The following is a 15904-nucleotide window of genomic DNA, read 5'->3' as shown; positions in this document are numbered from 1 at the left end:
AATGTCTGATTCCGAGAGAACCCACACCTCGTCGCTGGCCGTGCTCGGAGCGCTGCTGTTCATCACCGCCCGCAGCCTCGACACCGCGGACGCGCCGGGGACGCCGGCGAGTGCCGATCCCGCCAAGCTGAGCCCCACGGACCGGGAGACCCTCGCCGAGGTGGAAGCCGCCCTGACCGCCCAACTCGGCGAGTCCTCATCGACCGTGACCTCCACCCTCGCCGAGGTGACCGCGGCCTTCGCCTTCGTGCGCGGGCGTGCAGAGGTGCCGAGCCTGACCGCGAGCAGATACGACGCGCTGCGCAGGACCGTGCTCGACAGCCTCGGGGCGACCTCCGCGCAGGGGGCGGCCATCTGGCCGCCGACGAGCCAGACAGCCGTCCAGCGGTTCGGGTCCTGGAACGAGGCGCTGAAGTCCGCGGGCCTGGCGACGAACAGGGTGGGCCGGGCCAAGGGCCAGCTGCGCTTCGACGCGGCCGCCTACGACCGCGCGATCGCCGAGTTCCTCGCCGACTGCGAATCCCGTGGCGTCGGAGCGACCTACAAGGCCTATACGGAATACGCTGCCGAGCACAAGGGCGAAGTGCCTTCGGCCGCGGCAGTGCGAAAGTTCTACGGCTCCTGGAACGCCGCGCTCGCCGCCGTCGAGTGAGGCGAATTCACCTGCCTGCGGCAAAGGCTTCCAGCCGGTCGCATGCCTCATTGATCGTCTCAGGGGAGACGGCGAAGGTCAGCCGCAGATAGCCCTCGCCGGCCGGGCCGAAGGCCGAGCCGGGGATCGTGGCGAGGTTGTGCTTCTCCAGCAGCTGGGTCGCCAGCTCCCAGGAGTTCAGTCCCCAGTCCTTGACATTGACGAAGGCATAGAAGGTCGCCTCGGGGCGGATGAGGTGCAAGCCCTCGATGGCGTTGATGCGCTCGACCATGAGTTCGCGGCGCTGGGCGTAGGAGTCCACCATCGTCTCGACGACGCTCTGCGGGCCTTCGATGGCGGCGACCGCCGCCTCCTGGACGAAGCCCGGAAGGCACGAGGTCAGGCCCTCCTGCAACAGGGACATCGGTGCGATGTAGTCCGGTGCGCCGATGACGAACCCGCACCGCCACCCGGTCATGGCATAGGTCTTCGAGAAGCTGCCGACCGCGAGGAAGCGGTCGAAGTCGGCACGCACCTCGGCGATGGAGGTGAACTCGGCATCGTCGAAGACCATCTCGTCATAGACCTCATCGGAGATGACGGTGAATCCGTGCTCATCGGCCAGATCGGCGAGTCGCTCGATCTCGGCCCTGTCCATCACTGAGCCCAGGGGATTCGAGGGGCTGTTGATGATCACGGCCGCGGTCCGCTCCGTGATCGCGGCGCGCACATCCTCGGCGCGGAGCTTGAAGTCGTTGTCCTCGCGCACGGGAACGGACACGGCCACCCCGCCGAGGCGGTGCACCTGGCCCAGGTAGTTCGGGAAGCTGGGATCGGGGATGATGACTTCCTGACCAGGGGAGACGGTGACGTCGAGGGCGAAGGTCAGCGCTTCCATGGCGCCGAAGGAGACCATCACGTTCTCCGGCCCGAGGCCGCGCCCCCACCGGCCGGAGTACTTCCTGGCCAGCGCCTGCCGCAGTTCGGGGATGCCGGCATTGGCGACGTAACGGGTGTTGTCGTGCTCGATACCGCGGATGCCGGCGGTCTTGATGTGCTCGGGCGTGGTGAAGTCCGGTTCCCCGACCGTGAGCTTCACCGCGTCGGGGAAGTCGAAGGCGAGGTTGAACATCTTGCGGATGCTCGAGGCCGGGTAGGTGGCGGCCATGGGGGAGATGCGGGAGGGGGTATTAGTCATCTAGAGCATCCGTTCTCATGCTTGTGTGGGCTCGAGAATTGGTAACTGGATCTGCCCAAGAATCAATGTGATATCGGGTAACTTGTGCCGGTTAGGGCCGGACTCTTGCAGGTCCGCCAACTGGCGAGCAGGGATCGTGGTCAACGCCGTTGAGAATACCACCAATGATCAAGAGAGGAGGCTGTCTTCACGCCATTTGGGCTCATCGGCAATCAGGTCGGCTCGCCAGGTCTCAACGTATATCGTTGCGGGGTCCACGAGTCGTTCCTGCGTAGAGGGTTCCGTTGCGTATGCTCTTCTGGCGCGCACTCACAAACGTCAACCGAATTCACCGCAACAGGCGGCCTCCCTTGACGACCGCGTGGATTGCGCTATGCGCATCCCCAAGTACGGAGGCGTCGTCAAGCGGGTTCGCGTCAAGAATTAGTAGGTCGGCGAAAGCTCCTGGTGACACAACCCCCAGTTTTCCTTCCTCCCCGAGCAGCTCAGCCGCAGTGGTTGTCGCGGAACGCAGAACCTCTTGTGAGGTCTGGACTCGGGCCCGGATCGCGAACTCCTGGCTTTGATGAGGTTGCATCCCTCCAAGGAGATCTGAGCCGTACACGATCTTCACTCCGTGGTCATTTGCTAGTTTGAGCGCGTCGAGCCCAGCGTAGAGCACATCGTCGACCTTTTCCTGGCTGGCTTCCGGTAGACCGAACTGGGCTCCTTCCTGTTTGAGCCGCTCATAGGTAACGAGCGTTGGGACCAGGAACGCGCGGTGCTCAAGCAGTAGCTGGATACTGCGGTCGTCGATGAGGTTGCCGTGCTCGATGGAGCGGACACCGAGCTCGAGACCGCGATTAACTGCTCGGGCGGTGTAAGCGTGTCCGAGCACATAACGGTTAGCAGCTGAAGCCTCCTCGACTGCTGCCCGAATCTCGTCGTCGGAGAACTGGGTCGAGTCGACACGGTCGGTAGGGGACGCCACTCCGCCTGAAAGCATGATTTTGATATGGTCGGCGCCGGTGCGCAGGTTCTCTCTTGCAGCCTTGCGTACGGCGTCAGCACCGTCGCAGACGATTCCGATGTTCGGGCAGCACAGGTGTTTGTCGAGGACCTGAGTTCCTGGCCCACGCATATCTGCGTGGCCGCCAGTTTGGGATAGCGCCTTGCCGCCAAAGAAGAGGCGCGGAGCGGGGAAGAGGTTTTCGCTTACAGCCGCCGCGAGACCGAAGTCAGCTCCCCCTGCATCACGTACGGTCGTGAATCCGCGACCGAGCATATCGCCCATCAGTCGCGCTGCCTGGGCGCCTAGATAGTACGGGGACTGGTCACCGAGGTCTCCGAGATTCGCCGTCGCGGCTAGGACATGAACATGGGCATCAATGAGGCCGGGGGACACGATCCTGCCGCCGGCGTCCAAAGCATTCTTGTCGGCTGTCGCCGTGCCACTTCCCACCTCGGTGATTCGTTCGTCTTTGATCATCACCGTCGTCGGTTCGGAGATCGATCCCGTCTCTACATCGAGTACCCGCGCGTTGGTGATCGTGTTGATGTTCAGATCGAGATTCATCTGGTGTCTCCTTCATTGGATCCGAATAGGATGATGGACTTAGGTTAGATGTTATGCAATGTTCTTTGCAAAGGAAGTCCGGACTGTGAGCAGCTTCTCTGAGTGGATGGCCAGCCTGCGATCGAGTGCTCACCTCACACGTGCTACGAAGGCAGTTCTCGGGATCATCGAGTCTGATCCCGAGGAGGCCGCTTATTGCTCAGCGCAGGCGCTAGCGGATCTGGCGGACGTCAATGTTGCCACTGTCGTGCGAGCAGCCCAGGCGCTTGGTTATTCAGGGTGGCCTGCCTTTTCCGCAGACATTCGGTCCCGTTTTCTTGCCTCGCTGAGCTCACGTAGCCTCTACCTCCACAATCGTCGAACCGGCATGCTGGCGACCTCGATCGACAAGGACATCGAGCTCCTCGAGCGCATGCGCACTGAGCTCGATGAGAGCGCCCTCAACACAATGGCCGAGCACATCATTTCTGCGGAGAGCGTTGGCGTCTTCGCCACTGGCTCCTACGCCGCTCCAGGCATGCAGCTGGCACACGTTGCGCAGATGCTCGGTTATCGAGTGCGTCTGCACTCTGGGTCGGTGACTTCAATGGTCAATGAGGTCAATCTGATGACACCGAGGGACTGCTTTTTCGCCATCGCCCTGTGGAAGTCTTCCCGTGCCATCGTCCGGCTTGCCGAGGCGGCCCACGAGAAGGGAGCCAAAGTTCTTGTTATCGCCGACCGCAGGAACAGTTTGACCGAGATTTCCGACGAGTTCGCGCTTGTGCCTGCTGAGTCTTCGGAGTTGATCTCCTCGCTAGTCTGCGCCACTAGCGCTATTGAGTATCTGCTAGGGTGTCTGGCTCGTCGTGATGAGGAACAGACTCAGGACATGCTCGGGAGGATCGACGAGCTCTGGGGCATTACGTCGGCGATCACCGAAGAATGAGATTTCTGCAAAATATGTTGCATTCGTGAGTACCCATCGTTGAGAATCGACTCAGCGCACCTGTGCTCCACGACACAAGGGATACTCATGAACCTTACATTCGTCTTCGTTCTCATTGCTTATGTGGCGATCATGCTGGCCATTGCCGCTTGGTTCGGTCGTGCATCGGCCATGAAGGACGGCGAAGATTTCGTTCTGGCTGGTAAGTCATTGCCGACTTGGGTATTGGCCGGGACGTTGCTGGCGACGTTCGTCGGGTCCGGCTCGATCATCGGCGGGGCGAACTTCATCTTCAGTAATGGGCCGCTGGCCGGGATGCTTTTCTTCGGCGGCACCTTCTGCGGCATCATCGTGCTCTATTTCATTGCGCCTAAGGTGCGGGAGAACGGCTTCCGCACTGTTCCTGAGCTGTTTGAGTCGAACTTCGGCCGTCCGGTGCGTGTCGCCGGCACGATCATCGTTCTCGTTGCCTTTATCGGCATCACGGCATATCAGTTCACCGGTGCCGGCTACATCCTCACTCTCATTACACCGCTGAGCGCGACGCAGGCGACCATCGTAGCCACCGTGCTCATCACTTTCCTGTCGCTGTCGGGAGGACTGAAATCCGTAGCGTGGACAGACTTCCTCTCAGCGCTGCTCATCGTCGTCTCTCTGCTTGGCACTCTCATCTGGGTCTTCGTCAGCGATTTCGGCGGTGTCGGGTCCTATGTCGAACGGTTGGATCCAGCGTTCAAGACGTTCACTGGTGTTCTCACTCCCTGGCAGATCCTCGGGTACTTCCTCCCGTTGTTCCTCCTCATCCTCGGCGACCAGAATATGCATCAGCGGCTGGCTGCAGCTCGCTCCCCGAAAGTGGCGCGGAATGCGACGATACTCTTCTTCGTCGGAGCCGGGCTGATCGTCGCTCCGATCATTCTGTTGGCCTCCAGCTCGTCAATTCTTATGCCCGATGTCAATCCGGATATGGCCGTGCTCGCACTCGCGGAAGGAGACTTTACGCCGGCCGGCATCGGTGCAGTCCTTCTTGTTGCTGCTCTTGCGCTTATTGTGACCACAGGATCTTCGTACCTTCTCACATGTTCCGGCAACGTCGTCTATGACCTCGTGTTTCTGAAGAACAAGGAGCGAGGGGACTCGAAGCAGGGTGTGTTGGTAGGTAGGCTCGCCGTTCTCGGTATTGCCGTCCTGGGTTTCGTCATGGTTCAGTTCTTTGAGTCCGTGCTCGCATTGCAGATGTATGCGTACACGATGTACGGCGCTGCAATTACGCCGGCTGTGCTCGCCGCGCTGTTCTGGAAACGCGTGACCGCTGCGGGAGCGCTGGCATCTATGATCGCTGGTGGTGCAGTGACGATCGTTTGGGAGGCTACCGGACGCGCGGAGGCGATCAACTCCGTCATTCCTGCGCTGCCGGCGGCGGTGGTTGTGCTTGTCGTCGTCAGTCTCCTGACCCAGCGTCGTTCCGGAAGGACGCCGCAGGTGCCGACGACGTCTGCTTCCGGGAACTGAGACCTTGTCGAGAGTCCTGCCTGATACTCATCAACTGTGAAAGGCCAGTACAGACGACGAAATAGCTTCCAGTAGAGAGGTCCGCTGCTGACAACTTGGCCGGTGTGTCCGAGTTGGAAGACCCAGTAAAGAGAATATGGATTCCTCTTCGTGAGACTCTCTTGGGGAGCTCTGGGTGGCGCGGAAGGGGCCCGCAGGCCTACTCGTGCAATCCGGCCAACCGCGAACCGAACCGGGCGAGCAGACTCGTCCGCTTCGCGCCGGTGAGGCGCTCCCAGTCGTCGGCGAGGCCGAAGATCCGGTACATCGACCGGATGCCCAGCCACCTGATCGGCTCGGGCTCCCACTGCCCGGAGACATGATCGTTCCACGGCAGCCCGGTCAGCGGAGTCGATGCCCCCGAGGCCCGGTCGAGCAGGGTCTTCGCAGCCAGATGCGTGGCCGTGACTCCGTGCCCGGCATAGCCGCGGGCGACCCCGATCCGCTGCACGGGGTCGAAGAAGATCCCGGCGCACCAGTCCCGCGTCACCCCGAGCGCCCCGCGCCACGCGTGGGCGATGTCGAAATCGAGATCGGGGAAGAGCGAGGACAGCCGCCCGGCCAACTGCTCGACCACCTCGGCGGGGACCTCGCCGTCACCGGGCAGACCGGACCTATACGCATACGGTGCCCCGCGCCCGCCGAGCGCGATGCGGTCATCGGCGGTGCGCTGGGCGTAGATGAAGGTGTGGGCGGTGTCGCCGAGGCATTCGCGGCCGGCCCACCCGATGTCCTCCCAGGCTTGAGCCGACAGCGGTTCGGTCGCGATCATCGAGGAGAAGACCGGAATCACCTGCCGCCCCTCGAGCCCGGGCAGGTTCCCGCTGACGGTGTCCGAATAGCCCTCGAGGCAGACGAAGATCGTCTCCCCGTTCACCGGCCCACGGTTCGTCGACACGACGCCGGTGCCGACATGACCCGCCGAGGTGTCCTCACAGATTCTCACCCCCCTGATCGCGCAGCACTCTGGCCAGGCCACGAGTGAGCAGGGCCGGGTCGAGCGCGGCGGTGCCGGGGAAGTAGATGCTGCCCTGCGCCCGATCGACGTTGATGCGCGACCGGGTCTCTGCTGCGTCGAGGAACTGCATGTCCTCGGGGCCGTAGCCGAACTGCGCATTGCCCTCGAAGAGCTCGCGCAGGCGCGACATCCCGGCCTCCGACTGGGCGATGTCGATATGGCCGCCGCGCACCTGATGGGCGTCGATGCCCTCGGCCGCACACACCTCGAGGACCTCGTCGATCGAATCGAACAGCGCGGACTGGAAGGCCCGCACGCTCGCCACTCCGTCGAGGCCCGCCGACCCGACCGGCCCGGTCGGGTCGGACCGGCGGGCACGATCGACCGCCTCGGCGTACTTGGCTCGGTTGCCCGGCAGCAGGGTCGACAGCCAGCCGCCGTTGCGGCCCGAGGCGCCGTAGCCGATGTGCTCGGCCTCGACGATCGTGATCTCCCAGTCCGGGTGCGCCCGGCGGGCGCAGTAGGCCGACCACAGGCCGGTCAGTCCGCCGCCGACGATGACGAGATCCTGCTTCTCGGCCGGCAGTGGGGAAGGGGTGAGGGGCTCGGCCGGCGAGGCTGTCAGCCAGTGTGAGGCTTCACCGTTGAAGTAGGACATGGATGAACTCCTGAGATCGAGGCGCGCGAACGGCACGTCACGGAAACTGTTCTATCTCACTGCCGATGCGAAGTAAATGGTCGGAAGCCGCACCGTCCGTAGACTGGGCAGTGGGCGAGAGGCGCCCGAGAGACAACGCGAACGCGGGATAAGTCAGGGAGGCATCGTGGCACGGACCATCGTCGTCACCGGAGCAGCATCGGGAATCGGGGAGGCGACCGCCGCCGTCCTCGAACGTCAGGGGGACACCGTCATCCGCGTCGACCTCGAACAGGGAGACGTCACCGGCGATCTGGGCGATCAGGATTCGATCGCACAGGTCGCACAGAAGATCGCCGAGATCAGCGACGGCTGCGTCGACGGACTCGTGGCCAACGCCGGAGTCTCGGCCCCGAGCCCGCTGTCGCCGAAGATCAACTACATCGGCACGGTCCGGCTCATCGAGGCCCTGCGCCCGCTGCTCGTCGAATCCGGCGCCCCGCGGATCAGTGTGACCACCTCGGCGGCCACACTGCAGGGCAATGATGAGGAGCTCGTCGACCTCCTGCTGGCCGGAGACGCCGAGGCGGCGCTGGCCCGCGGGGCCGAACTGGCCGAGCAGGGACCGGCAGCCGGCTATGCGAACTACTCGAGCTCGAAGCGGGCGATCTCGCGGTGGATCCGCCGAGTCGCGCCCACCGATGACTACGCCGGACTGGGCATCGGCATCAACGGCGTCGGACCCGGTCAGGTGCGCACGGCGATGACGAAGGAGCTCTTCTCCACCGAGGAAGGACGCCGGCAGGCCGCAACGGCCATGCCCGCACCCTTCAACGGCCCCGCCGATGCCGAGGACATCGCGGCGGTGCACGCCTTCCTCGTCTCCGCCGCGAACTCACGGATGACCGGACAGATCATCTTCGTCGACGGCGGCTTCGACGCCCTCAGCCGCGGCGATGACATCTGGGGCAGCGACTGAGCCCGCGGCCGGAACCGGGCTAGACTCGAAGGACAGTCGGCCTTGGGTGAAAGGGATCAGCGATGATCGACCCGTCCTTCCCGCGCGATCTGGTGATGATCGGCGCGGTGTTCGGCCTCGCCGCGTTCATCTGGTCAGGATGGGCGCAGGAGGCCCCGCTCGATCGAGCCGTCTTCCGCATCGTCCTCGGCGGACTCTCGGCCGCCGGCCTGGCCCTGGCGGTGCCGAGCATCTTCCTGGCCATCGGCAGCTGGTCCGAACCGAGTGCGATCGCCACGGGCACGACCGCCTTCACGATCTACATCGTCGTGGTCTGGGCGGAGATCATCGCGGCCGCCGTGCTCAGCTTCCTCGCCCTCCGGTCCGGCCACCCCGAGGTGGTCGCCCCGCTCATCCTCGCGATCGTCGGCATCCACTTCTTCGCGCTCGCCGCGGTCTTCGCCCAGCCGGTCCTCCATCTCGCGGGAGCGCTGATCACGATCATCGCGGTCCTGGCCTTCTTCCTGCCCCGCGAACTCGCCGCGCCGAGCTTCTGGTGCGGCATCCTCGGTGCCCCGGTGCTGCTGGCCATCGGACTGTGGTGCCTGCTGGCCGGTCGCGGTGCTCTGTCCGCCGGCTGAGGCGGGCGGACAGCGCAGTTCGCGCACCGGCGCCGGAGCCGCTGACATAGCTGGTCCGGGTGTTCTATCGTGAGTGAACCGTGACGATCCCGGCCGGTCACCGGCTGCGCGACCGCCTAGATGAAGGAGCCGACAATGAAGACTGCTCGCCGCCTGGAGAGCCTCGGGACCGAGACCGCGTTCCGCGTGGCCCAGGCCGCCGCCGAGTGGAAGGCACGGGGCAACGAGGTCTTCCCGTTCCACCTCGGCGATCTCAACTTCCCCATGGCCGACCACATCGTCGAGGCGATGGAACAGGCCATCCGCGACGGCCGGACCGGGTACTGCCCCGGGCCCGGCATCCCCGAACTGCGCGAGGCCCTGGCCGATGACATCGGCGCCCGGCGCGGCATGACGATCGATCCCGCCGAGGTGGTCGTGACCACGGGAGGCAAACCCGTGATCACGAAATTCCTCCAAGCCGTGATGGACCCCGGCGAGGGCGTACTCTACCCCAACCCCGGGTTCCCGATCTATGAGTCCCAGATCGAATACCTCGGCGGCACCGCACTGCCGTACCGGTACGTGCCGACCGAGAACGGCTTCGCCATCGATCTCGATCACCTGCGCGCCTCGATCGACGAGAACACGACGGCGATCATCTACAACGACCTGCAGAACCCGATCTCGGCCGAATCCACCCCGGCCGAGCGTGCCGCCATCGCCGCCATCGCCGAGGAATTCGACCTGTGGGTGCTCTCCGACGAAGCGTATTTCGAGATGCGCTACAAGGGGCGCTCGCAGTCCATCGCCGCGCTGCCGGGAATGCGCGATCGCACCGTCATCCTCTACACGTTCTCGAAGAAGTACGCGATGACCGGGTCCCGCCTCGGCTGTGCGGTGGCTCCGAAGGCCGTCGCCGAGGCGATCTCGACGATGAACACCAACGACGAATCCTGCACCAACCACTATGTGCAGTGGGCGGGGATCGCGGCCCTGCGCGGACCGCAGACGCCCGTGGGGCAGATGCTCGAGGTGCTGCGCAAACGTCGCGATGCCACCTGCCGTCTGATCAACGAGATCCCCGGGATGAGCGTGTCGACCCCGGGGTCGACGTTCTACGTCTTCCCCGATGTCACCGAGGCGATGGCGGCCAAGGGGATCACGAGCCTGGCGGACTTCTCCACCGAGGCGCTGCACGCCACAGGAGTGTCCTTCTGCACCCGTGAGCACTTCGGAACACCGCAGCCGGGCGAGGACCGGTCCTATATCCGGCTGGCGTATTCGGGCATCGACGAATCCGCGATCACCACCGGCCTCGACAGGCTGCGGGAGTGGATCGAGGCCTGAGGGGGCCGCCTCGGCGAGGGTGGGTCGACGGTCATGTTACCGAAGAGTCAGATTTGACTTGGACGGGAAAAGGGCAGAAGGTGATCGGTATTACATTTTTGGAAAATGTGATCCACGATACGGAATACAAGAGGTTCGGCACGAAGCCCCAGTGACGTCGGAGCGTCTGAACCCCTTGCTGAGAGACCCTCATGGAGAGTTCAAGCGATGACACAGAAGCCCACGAAGCGCCGCCTCACCTCGCTTCCACCGGATTCCGACCGGCCCGAGGACGCCTGGTTGCCGCTGCCGCAGCAGTTCGCCTACGGCTTGCAGCACGTGCTCACCATGTACGGCGGGATCATCGCCGTGCCCATCATCATCGGCGGTGCGGCGGGCCTCTCACCCGCCGAAAGCGGACAGATGGTGACAGCGAGCCTGTTCGTCGGCGGCCTCGCCACCCTCATCCAGAGCATCGGCTTCGGCTTCATCGGTTCGAAGCTTCCGCTCATCCAGGGCGTGTCATTCGCCGGTGTGGCCACCATGCTGGCCATCCTGCAGGGCGGCGGAACGGTCAACTCGATCTTCGGCTCGATCATCGTCGCCAGCATCATCGGCTTCATCATCGCGCCCTTCTTCGCCAAGATCATCCGGTTCTTCCCACCGGTGGTCACGGGCGTGGTGATCACCTCCATCGGCCTCACCCTCATCCCCACAGCAGCTGATTGGGCGATGGGCGGGGATGAAGAAGCCGCCGGCTACGGCTCGATCAGCAACATCCTCTTGGCCTTCATCACCTTCGGCATCATCCTTCTGCTCAGCAAGGTCGGATCCGCAACGATCTCACGCCTGTCCATCCTCATCGGTCTCGTCCTCGGCACCGCGATCGGAGCGTTCATGGGCAAGGCCGACTTCTCCGACATCGGGTCCGCGGCCCCGGTGGCTCTGCCGGCGATTCTGCCGTTCGGGGTGCCGACGTTCGACATCGCATCGATCCTGTCGATGCTCATCGTCATCCTCGTCATCAAGACCGAAACCGCAGCCGACATCATCGCCGTCGGTGAGATCGTCGGATCTCCCGTGAACTCGAAGCGAGTGGCCAACGGCCTGCGAGCTGACATGCTGTCGTCGACCATCGCCCCGTTCTTCGGCTCGTTCACTCAGTCCGCATTCGCGCAGAACGTCGGACTGGTCGCGCTGTCGGGGATCACGTCCCGATTCGTCGTCTCAGCCGGCGGCGTCATCCTCGTCGCACTCGGACTCATCCCATTCCTCGGCGAGGTCGTCGCCGCTGTGCCGATGCCTGTGCTCGGCGGCGCCGGCTTCATCCTCTTCGGAACCGTGACAGGATCGGGCATTCGCAGCCTGAAGACGGTGAGCTTCGAAGGCAACATGAATCTCATCATCGTCTCCTCCTCGCTCGCCTTCGCGATGTTGCCGGTGATGAAGCCGGACGTCTACGATGCATTCCCGAGCTGGTTCCAGGTGGTGTTCCACTCCGGCATCTCCTCGGCAGCGATCATGGCTGTCCTGCTCAATCTGCTGTTCAACGAATTCACTGCCGGCAATTCGAAGGATCCCTCGGTGTTCGCGGCGAAACCGCTCCGGTACCTGACCCCGACCAATCTCAAGGACCTTCGTGAAGGCGATTGCTTCATCGACGGCAAATTCCTCGACTGCGACGGAGAGGAGATCCCCGTCATCCCCGATGAGAAGGAAGACGTCGTAAGAACTGCGATCGAGAACGGCGATATCGCCCACACTTCCCAGATCAAGCTCGTCGTCGAAGACGGGGAGATCCCTGATGACGGCCCGTCCTCGGGCTCCGCATCGGAAGTCAGCGACGATGCTTCACAGGCAGCCCCTGTGAGCACCGCGGACCTTTCCGAGGGAGACAGGCGATCGGAGCCGGAACGGAGCTGAATTCCGACCGTGTCGGATCAGAGATCCTCTCACCGGCGGCGGCGAACTCCAGATGATGGCGATCATGGGGTGAGCCGCCTCGGTGGGGTTGCGGGGTGGGCCGCCTCGGTGCGGGTGGGCCTCAGGATTCGGTCGGCTGGGGTTCGCGTCCGGCGATGAACGGCGATTCCTCGGGTTCGGGGTGACGCTTCCATTGGACGACCATGATCACCACGCCCAGCGCCACGGCGCCGATCGCACCCCAGACGTTCGTGCGCAGGCCGAGGATGACGTAGCTCGGGTCGAGGCGGATGGACTCCCAGACGATGCGGCCGGCGCCGTACCACATGAGGTAGACGGCGAACAGGCGTCCCCACTGGAAGAAGATGTGGCGTGAGAGGTAGAGCAGGGCCAGCGCGCCGAGGCTGTTCCAGATCACCTCGTAGAGGAATGTCGGGTGGAACAGGGTGTCCGGGGGAGTGCCGAGCGGGATCGCCGGATTGCCCGGGTCGATCTCCAGCCCCCAGGGCAGGGTGGTCGGCAGGCCGAAGAGCTCCTGGTTGAACCAGTTGCCGAAGCGTCCGCAGGCTTGGGCGAGGATGAGGCCGGGAGCCAGAGCGTCGAGCAGGGTGGTCAGCTTCAGTCCGAGCCGGCGGCACATGATCCAGGCGCCCAGGGTGCCGCCGATGAGGGATCCGAAGATCGCGATCCCGCCCTCCCAGATCGCCCACACGGACCCGGGTTCGAAGACGTTCCACGGATTGCGGCCGGGGCCGAAGTAGTCCGTGTAATGCGTGATGACGTGGTAGATGCGGGCGAAGACGATCGCCATCGGCACCGCCAGCGTCGCGATGTCGAGCACCTGCCAGTCCTCGACCCCGCGCTTGGTCAGTCGCCGGTTGGTCAGCACGATCGCGATGATGATGCCGACGAGGATGCACAGCGCATAGAAGTGGATCGTCAGCGGACCGAGTTGGAAGCTCGAGATGCTCGGGCTCGGGATCGCCGCCGAGATGTCGTGGACCATGGCGGTCGCATCGAACGGCGCGGCGGTGGGCGAGGCGGAGTCGACCGCGGGAATGTCAACGACAGGCATGGGCCCAGTCTATTTGCGACGACTGGGAATCCCCGATGCGGAGGATTCGCAGGTGGGTCCGAGGTCGGTCGTCGGGTGGCAGGATAGACGACTATGGCACTCGATTTCACCCTCGTGCAGCTGCGCTACTTCCAGGAGGTCGCGCGGCGTGAGCATATGACGGAAGCGGCGAAGCACCTCAACGTCACCCAATCGGCGATCTCGACGGCGATGGCGCAGCTCGAGCGGGCCCTCGGACTCGACCTGTTCATCCGACAGAAGAACCGCTCAGTCGTGCTCTCACCGGCGGGGAAGCGCTTCCTCACCGAGGTCACCCCATTCCTCGAATCCTCCGATGCCCTCGGCGAAACCGCCCTCGGGCTCTCGCAGTCGCTGAGCGGGACCCTCACCGTCGGCGTGTTCTCACCGATCGCACCGACTCGACTGCCTCTCATCCACCATGAGTTCGAAAAACGGTATCCGGGGGTTCGGGTCAATTACCTCGAAGCCGACCTTGAGGAACTCCAACGTGCGGTCCTCGCCGGCGACTGCGATATCGCACTGACCTACACGCTGGGAGTGACCGAACGGTTCGACACCTTCCTTGTCGACGTGGTCGAGCCCCATGCGCTCGTCTCGCGCGATCACCGCCTCAGCCGAGGCGGGAAGCCGCAGCCGATTCATCTGGGTGAGCTGGCGGAGGAGGACTACATCCAGCTCGACCTGCCTTTCAGCCGGCAGTACTACGACGAACTCTTCCGCATCGCCGGTGTCGTCCCGCGGATCCGGCACTCGTTCTCCGGCTACGAGACGGTGCGTTCGTTCGTGGCGATGGGGCACGGCTACTCACTGCTGAGCCAGAGCGTGTCGTCGGGGACCTACATCGGGCTCAAGACCGTCGACGTGCCGCTGCTCGATGATTTCCCGAGCATCGACCTGGCGATCATCTGGCCCGACGATGTGCGCTTGAACAGGCGCAGTCGGGCATTCTGCGAGCTGACGAAGGAGATTCTCGGGCCGGTGGGGTAGCGTCTCCGGGCCAGGCTCGAGTTCATCGACGGTGTGCGGATCCCGCCGTCGCGGTCGCTTCGGGCTCGTCTCATCGATTCAGTCAATGCTCGAGTCAAAAACTATCTGTTGGACTGATGCTTCCGGTGTCGCAATGATGGTGGGCGAGACACCCGACCGTGCAGGCTCGAGACGAGCGACTGCGCCGGTGAAAGCAAAGGAGCTTTGATGTCCACCACAGCAGTTCAACCAACACGCAGATCGACGAGCATGCAGAAGAAGGTGCTCGTCGGCGGCAGCATCGGCCAGTTCGTCGAGTTCTACGACTTCACTCTCTACGGCCTCTCAGCTGTCATCCTCTCCGAATACTTCTTCCCTGACGGCGACCGGATCACCGGGCTGCTTGTCATCTTCGCGACCTTCGGCGTTGCCTTCGTCATGCGTCCGCTCGGCGGTCTGTTCTTCGGCGCGCTCGGAGACAAGGTCGGACGGCGCAAGACCCTGACCATCACGATCTTCCTCGTCGGCATCTGCACCGCCCTCATCGGCATTCTGCCCGGCTACGACCAGATCGGCTGGCTGGCTCCGCTGATGCTCATCCTCGCCCGCCTCGGGCAGGGATTCTCGGCCGGAGGCGAGTCCGTGGGCGGACCCTCCTTCGTCTACGAACACGCCCCGGTCAGCAAACGCGGCCTGTGGATCAACATCACACTGGCCGCCACCGCACTGCCCTCGGTCTTCGCCGGCGGCCTCATCCTGCTGCTGTCGACCATGATGAGCGACGCCTCCTTCGAATCCTGGGGCTGGCGGGTGCCCTTCATCCTGGCCCTTCCTCTGTCGGCTGTGGGACTGTGGATCCGCTCCCGCACGGAGGAATCCGAGCTGTTCAAGCAGACCGCCGAGGAGCGTCCGAAGGAATTCAGCCCGATCCGCGACTCCTTCCGGGAGAACTGGGTCGGCATGCTCCAGGTGTTCTTCGTCCTCGGTGTCACGGCCCTTGGCTTCTACATGCTCTCGGCCTATTTCGTCACCTACATCCAGACCACCGGCGATCTCAGCCGCGAGCAGTCGCTGCTGACGAACGCGATCGCCATGGCCAGCTACACGATCTTCCTGCCCATCGCCGGTCACCTCAGTGACAGGTTCGGACGCAGACCGATGCTCATCGTCGGCGCCATCCTTCTGGCGGTCACCTCGGTGCCGGCATTCGGGCTCGTGACCAGTGGAAACATGCCCTTGGCGTTCCTCGGGCAGACGATCTTCGTCCTCGCCCTCTGCTGTTACGGCGGAGGCTGCTACACCTTCTTCTGCGAGAGGTTCTCGACGAAGACGCGGTTCACCTCGGCTGCGATCAGCTACAACGTCTCCTATGCCGTGCTCGGCGGCACCGCACCGTTCGTGGGCACCTGGCTCGTCGGGCTGACCGGCGTCAACACCGCGCCCGGCTTCTATATGGCCGCGTGTGCCGCGGTCTGCCTCATCCTCATCTTCGTCACCCGCCTGCCGGAGACCCGCGGTCGGTTGGGATGACGCACGAGTCCGCCCCAGACACCA

General features: G+C 63.9%; 14 protein-coding genes. 9 read left to right on the top strand and 5 right to left on the bottom strand.

The features are described 5' to 3' along the window. The first annotated feature begins 1 nt into the window (after nucleotide 1). Nucleotides 2–652: a multidrug transporter gene (locus tag IG171_RS15040; protein WP_212128175.1), complete on the top strand. Its 651-nt coding sequence runs from the start codon at nucleotides 2–4 to the stop codon at nucleotides 650–652. Between the two features lie 7 nt (nucleotides 653–659). Here IG171_RS15040 and IG171_RS15035 read toward each other — a convergent pair whose 3' ends face one another. Together IG171_RS15035 and IG171_RS15030 are read right to left on the bottom strand one after the other, a co-directional pair. Next, nucleotides 660–1829: a pyridoxal phosphate-dependent aminotransferase gene (locus IG171_RS15035; RefSeq protein WP_212128174.1), complete on the bottom strand. Its 1170-nt coding sequence runs from the start codon at nucleotides 1827–1829 to the stop codon at nucleotides 660–662. A 328-nt stretch (nucleotides 1830–2157) separates the two neighbouring features. Further along, entirely contained in the window at nucleotides 2158–3384 is a 1227-nt protein-coding gene (locus tag IG171_RS15030; RefSeq protein ID WP_212128173.1) for an amidohydrolase family protein, read from the bottom strand. An 85-nt stretch (nucleotides 3385–3469) separates the two neighbouring features. On the opposite strand from IG171_RS15030, the gene IG171_RS15025 reads away from it, so the two are divergent. Both IG171_RS15025 and IG171_RS15020 read left to right on the top strand, forming a co-directional pair. Next, nucleotides 3470–4312, top strand: a complete 843-nt coding sequence (locus IG171_RS15025) for a MurR/RpiR family transcriptional regulator (RefSeq protein WP_212128172.1) — start codon at nucleotides 3470–3472, stop codon at nucleotides 4310–4312. 87 nt (nucleotides 4313–4399) lie between these two features. Further along, nucleotides 4400–5824: a sodium:solute symporter family protein gene (locus tag IG171_RS15020; RefSeq protein ID WP_212128171.1), complete on the top strand. Its 1425-nt coding sequence runs from the start codon at nucleotides 4400–4402 to the stop codon at nucleotides 5822–5824. A gap of 199 nt (nucleotides 5825–6023) precedes the next feature. On the opposite strand, the gene IG171_RS19145 is transcribed toward IG171_RS15020, so the two are convergent. Together IG171_RS19145 and IG171_RS19140 are read right to left on the bottom strand one after the other, a co-directional pair. Continuing rightward, nucleotides 6024–6809 (bottom strand): FAD-dependent oxidoreductase, encoded by a 786-nt coding sequence (locus IG171_RS19145; RefSeq protein ID WP_249203734.1) that lies wholly within the window; start codon nucleotides 6807–6809, stop codon nucleotides 6024–6026. Further along, nucleotides 6796–7479 (bottom strand): FAD-dependent oxidoreductase, encoded by a 684-nt coding sequence (locus IG171_RS19140; RefSeq protein WP_249203733.1) that lies wholly within the window; start codon nucleotides 7477–7479, stop codon nucleotides 6796–6798. Before IG171_RS19140 ends, IG171_RS19145 begins: the two co-directional genes overlap by 14 nt. A 166-nt stretch (nucleotides 7480–7645) precedes the next feature. On the opposite strand from IG171_RS19140, the gene IG171_RS15010 reads away from it, so the two are divergent. The 4 genes from IG171_RS15010 to IG171_RS14995 all read left to right on the top strand — a co-directional run bounded on the left by IG171_RS15010 (nucleotide 7646) and on the right by IG171_RS14995 (nucleotide 12288). Continuing rightward, nucleotides 7646–8437, top strand: coding sequence for an SDR family oxidoreductase (locus IG171_RS15010; RefSeq protein ID WP_212128170.1), 792 nt, complete (start codon nucleotides 7646–7648; stop codon nucleotides 8435–8437). Nucleotides 8438–8499: 62 nt separating this feature from the next. After that, on the top strand, nucleotides 8500–9057 hold the full coding sequence (locus tag IG171_RS15005) for a hypothetical protein (protein WP_212128169.1): 558 nt from the start codon (nucleotides 8500–8502) through the stop codon (nucleotides 9055–9057). Nucleotides 9058–9192: 135 nt separating this feature from the next. Continuing rightward, nucleotides 9193–10386, top strand: coding sequence for an aminotransferase class I/II-fold pyridoxal phosphate-dependent enzyme (locus IG171_RS15000; RefSeq protein WP_212128168.1), 1194 nt, complete (start codon nucleotides 9193–9195; stop codon nucleotides 10384–10386). Nucleotides 10387–10593: 207 nt separating this feature from the next. Further along, nucleotides 10594–12288 (top strand): nucleobase:cation symporter-2 family protein, encoded by a 1695-nt coding sequence (locus IG171_RS14995; RefSeq protein ID WP_212128167.1) that lies wholly within the window; start codon nucleotides 10594–10596, stop codon nucleotides 12286–12288. Between the two features lie 121 nt (nucleotides 12289–12409). Here IG171_RS14995 and lgt read toward each other — a convergent pair whose 3' ends face one another. Then, nucleotides 12410–13294 (bottom strand): prolipoprotein diacylglyceryl transferase, encoded by an 885-nt coding sequence (lgt, locus tag IG171_RS14990; protein WP_212131723.1) that lies wholly within the window; start codon nucleotides 13292–13294, stop codon nucleotides 12410–12412. A 162-nt stretch (nucleotides 13295–13456) separates the two neighbouring features. Between lgt and IG171_RS14985 the strand changes: the two genes are divergently transcribed. Next, nucleotides 13457–14371: a LysR family transcriptional regulator gene (locus IG171_RS14985; RefSeq protein ID WP_212128166.1), complete on the top strand. Its 915-nt coding sequence runs from the start codon at nucleotides 13457–13459 to the stop codon at nucleotides 14369–14371. A gap of 207 nt (nucleotides 14372–14578) precedes the next feature. Further along, nucleotides 14579–15880 carry an MFS transporter gene (locus tag IG171_RS14980; RefSeq protein WP_249203732.1) on the top strand — a complete coding sequence of 434 codons (1302 nt, stop codon included), beginning with the start codon at nucleotides 14579–14581 and terminating at the stop codon, nucleotides 15878–15880. Nucleotides 15881–15904 lie beyond the last annotated feature (24 nt).

This window comes from Brevibacterium sp. SMBL_HHYL_HB1, assembly GCF_018208375.1.
In the GTDB taxonomy this organism is placed as follows: Bacteria; Actinomycetota; Actinomycetes; order Actinomycetales; family Brevibacteriaceae; genus Brevibacterium; species Brevibacterium intestinavium.
Note: the sequence above shows the minus strand (reverse complement) of the source record. Positions and strands in the feature narration are given on the sequence as shown.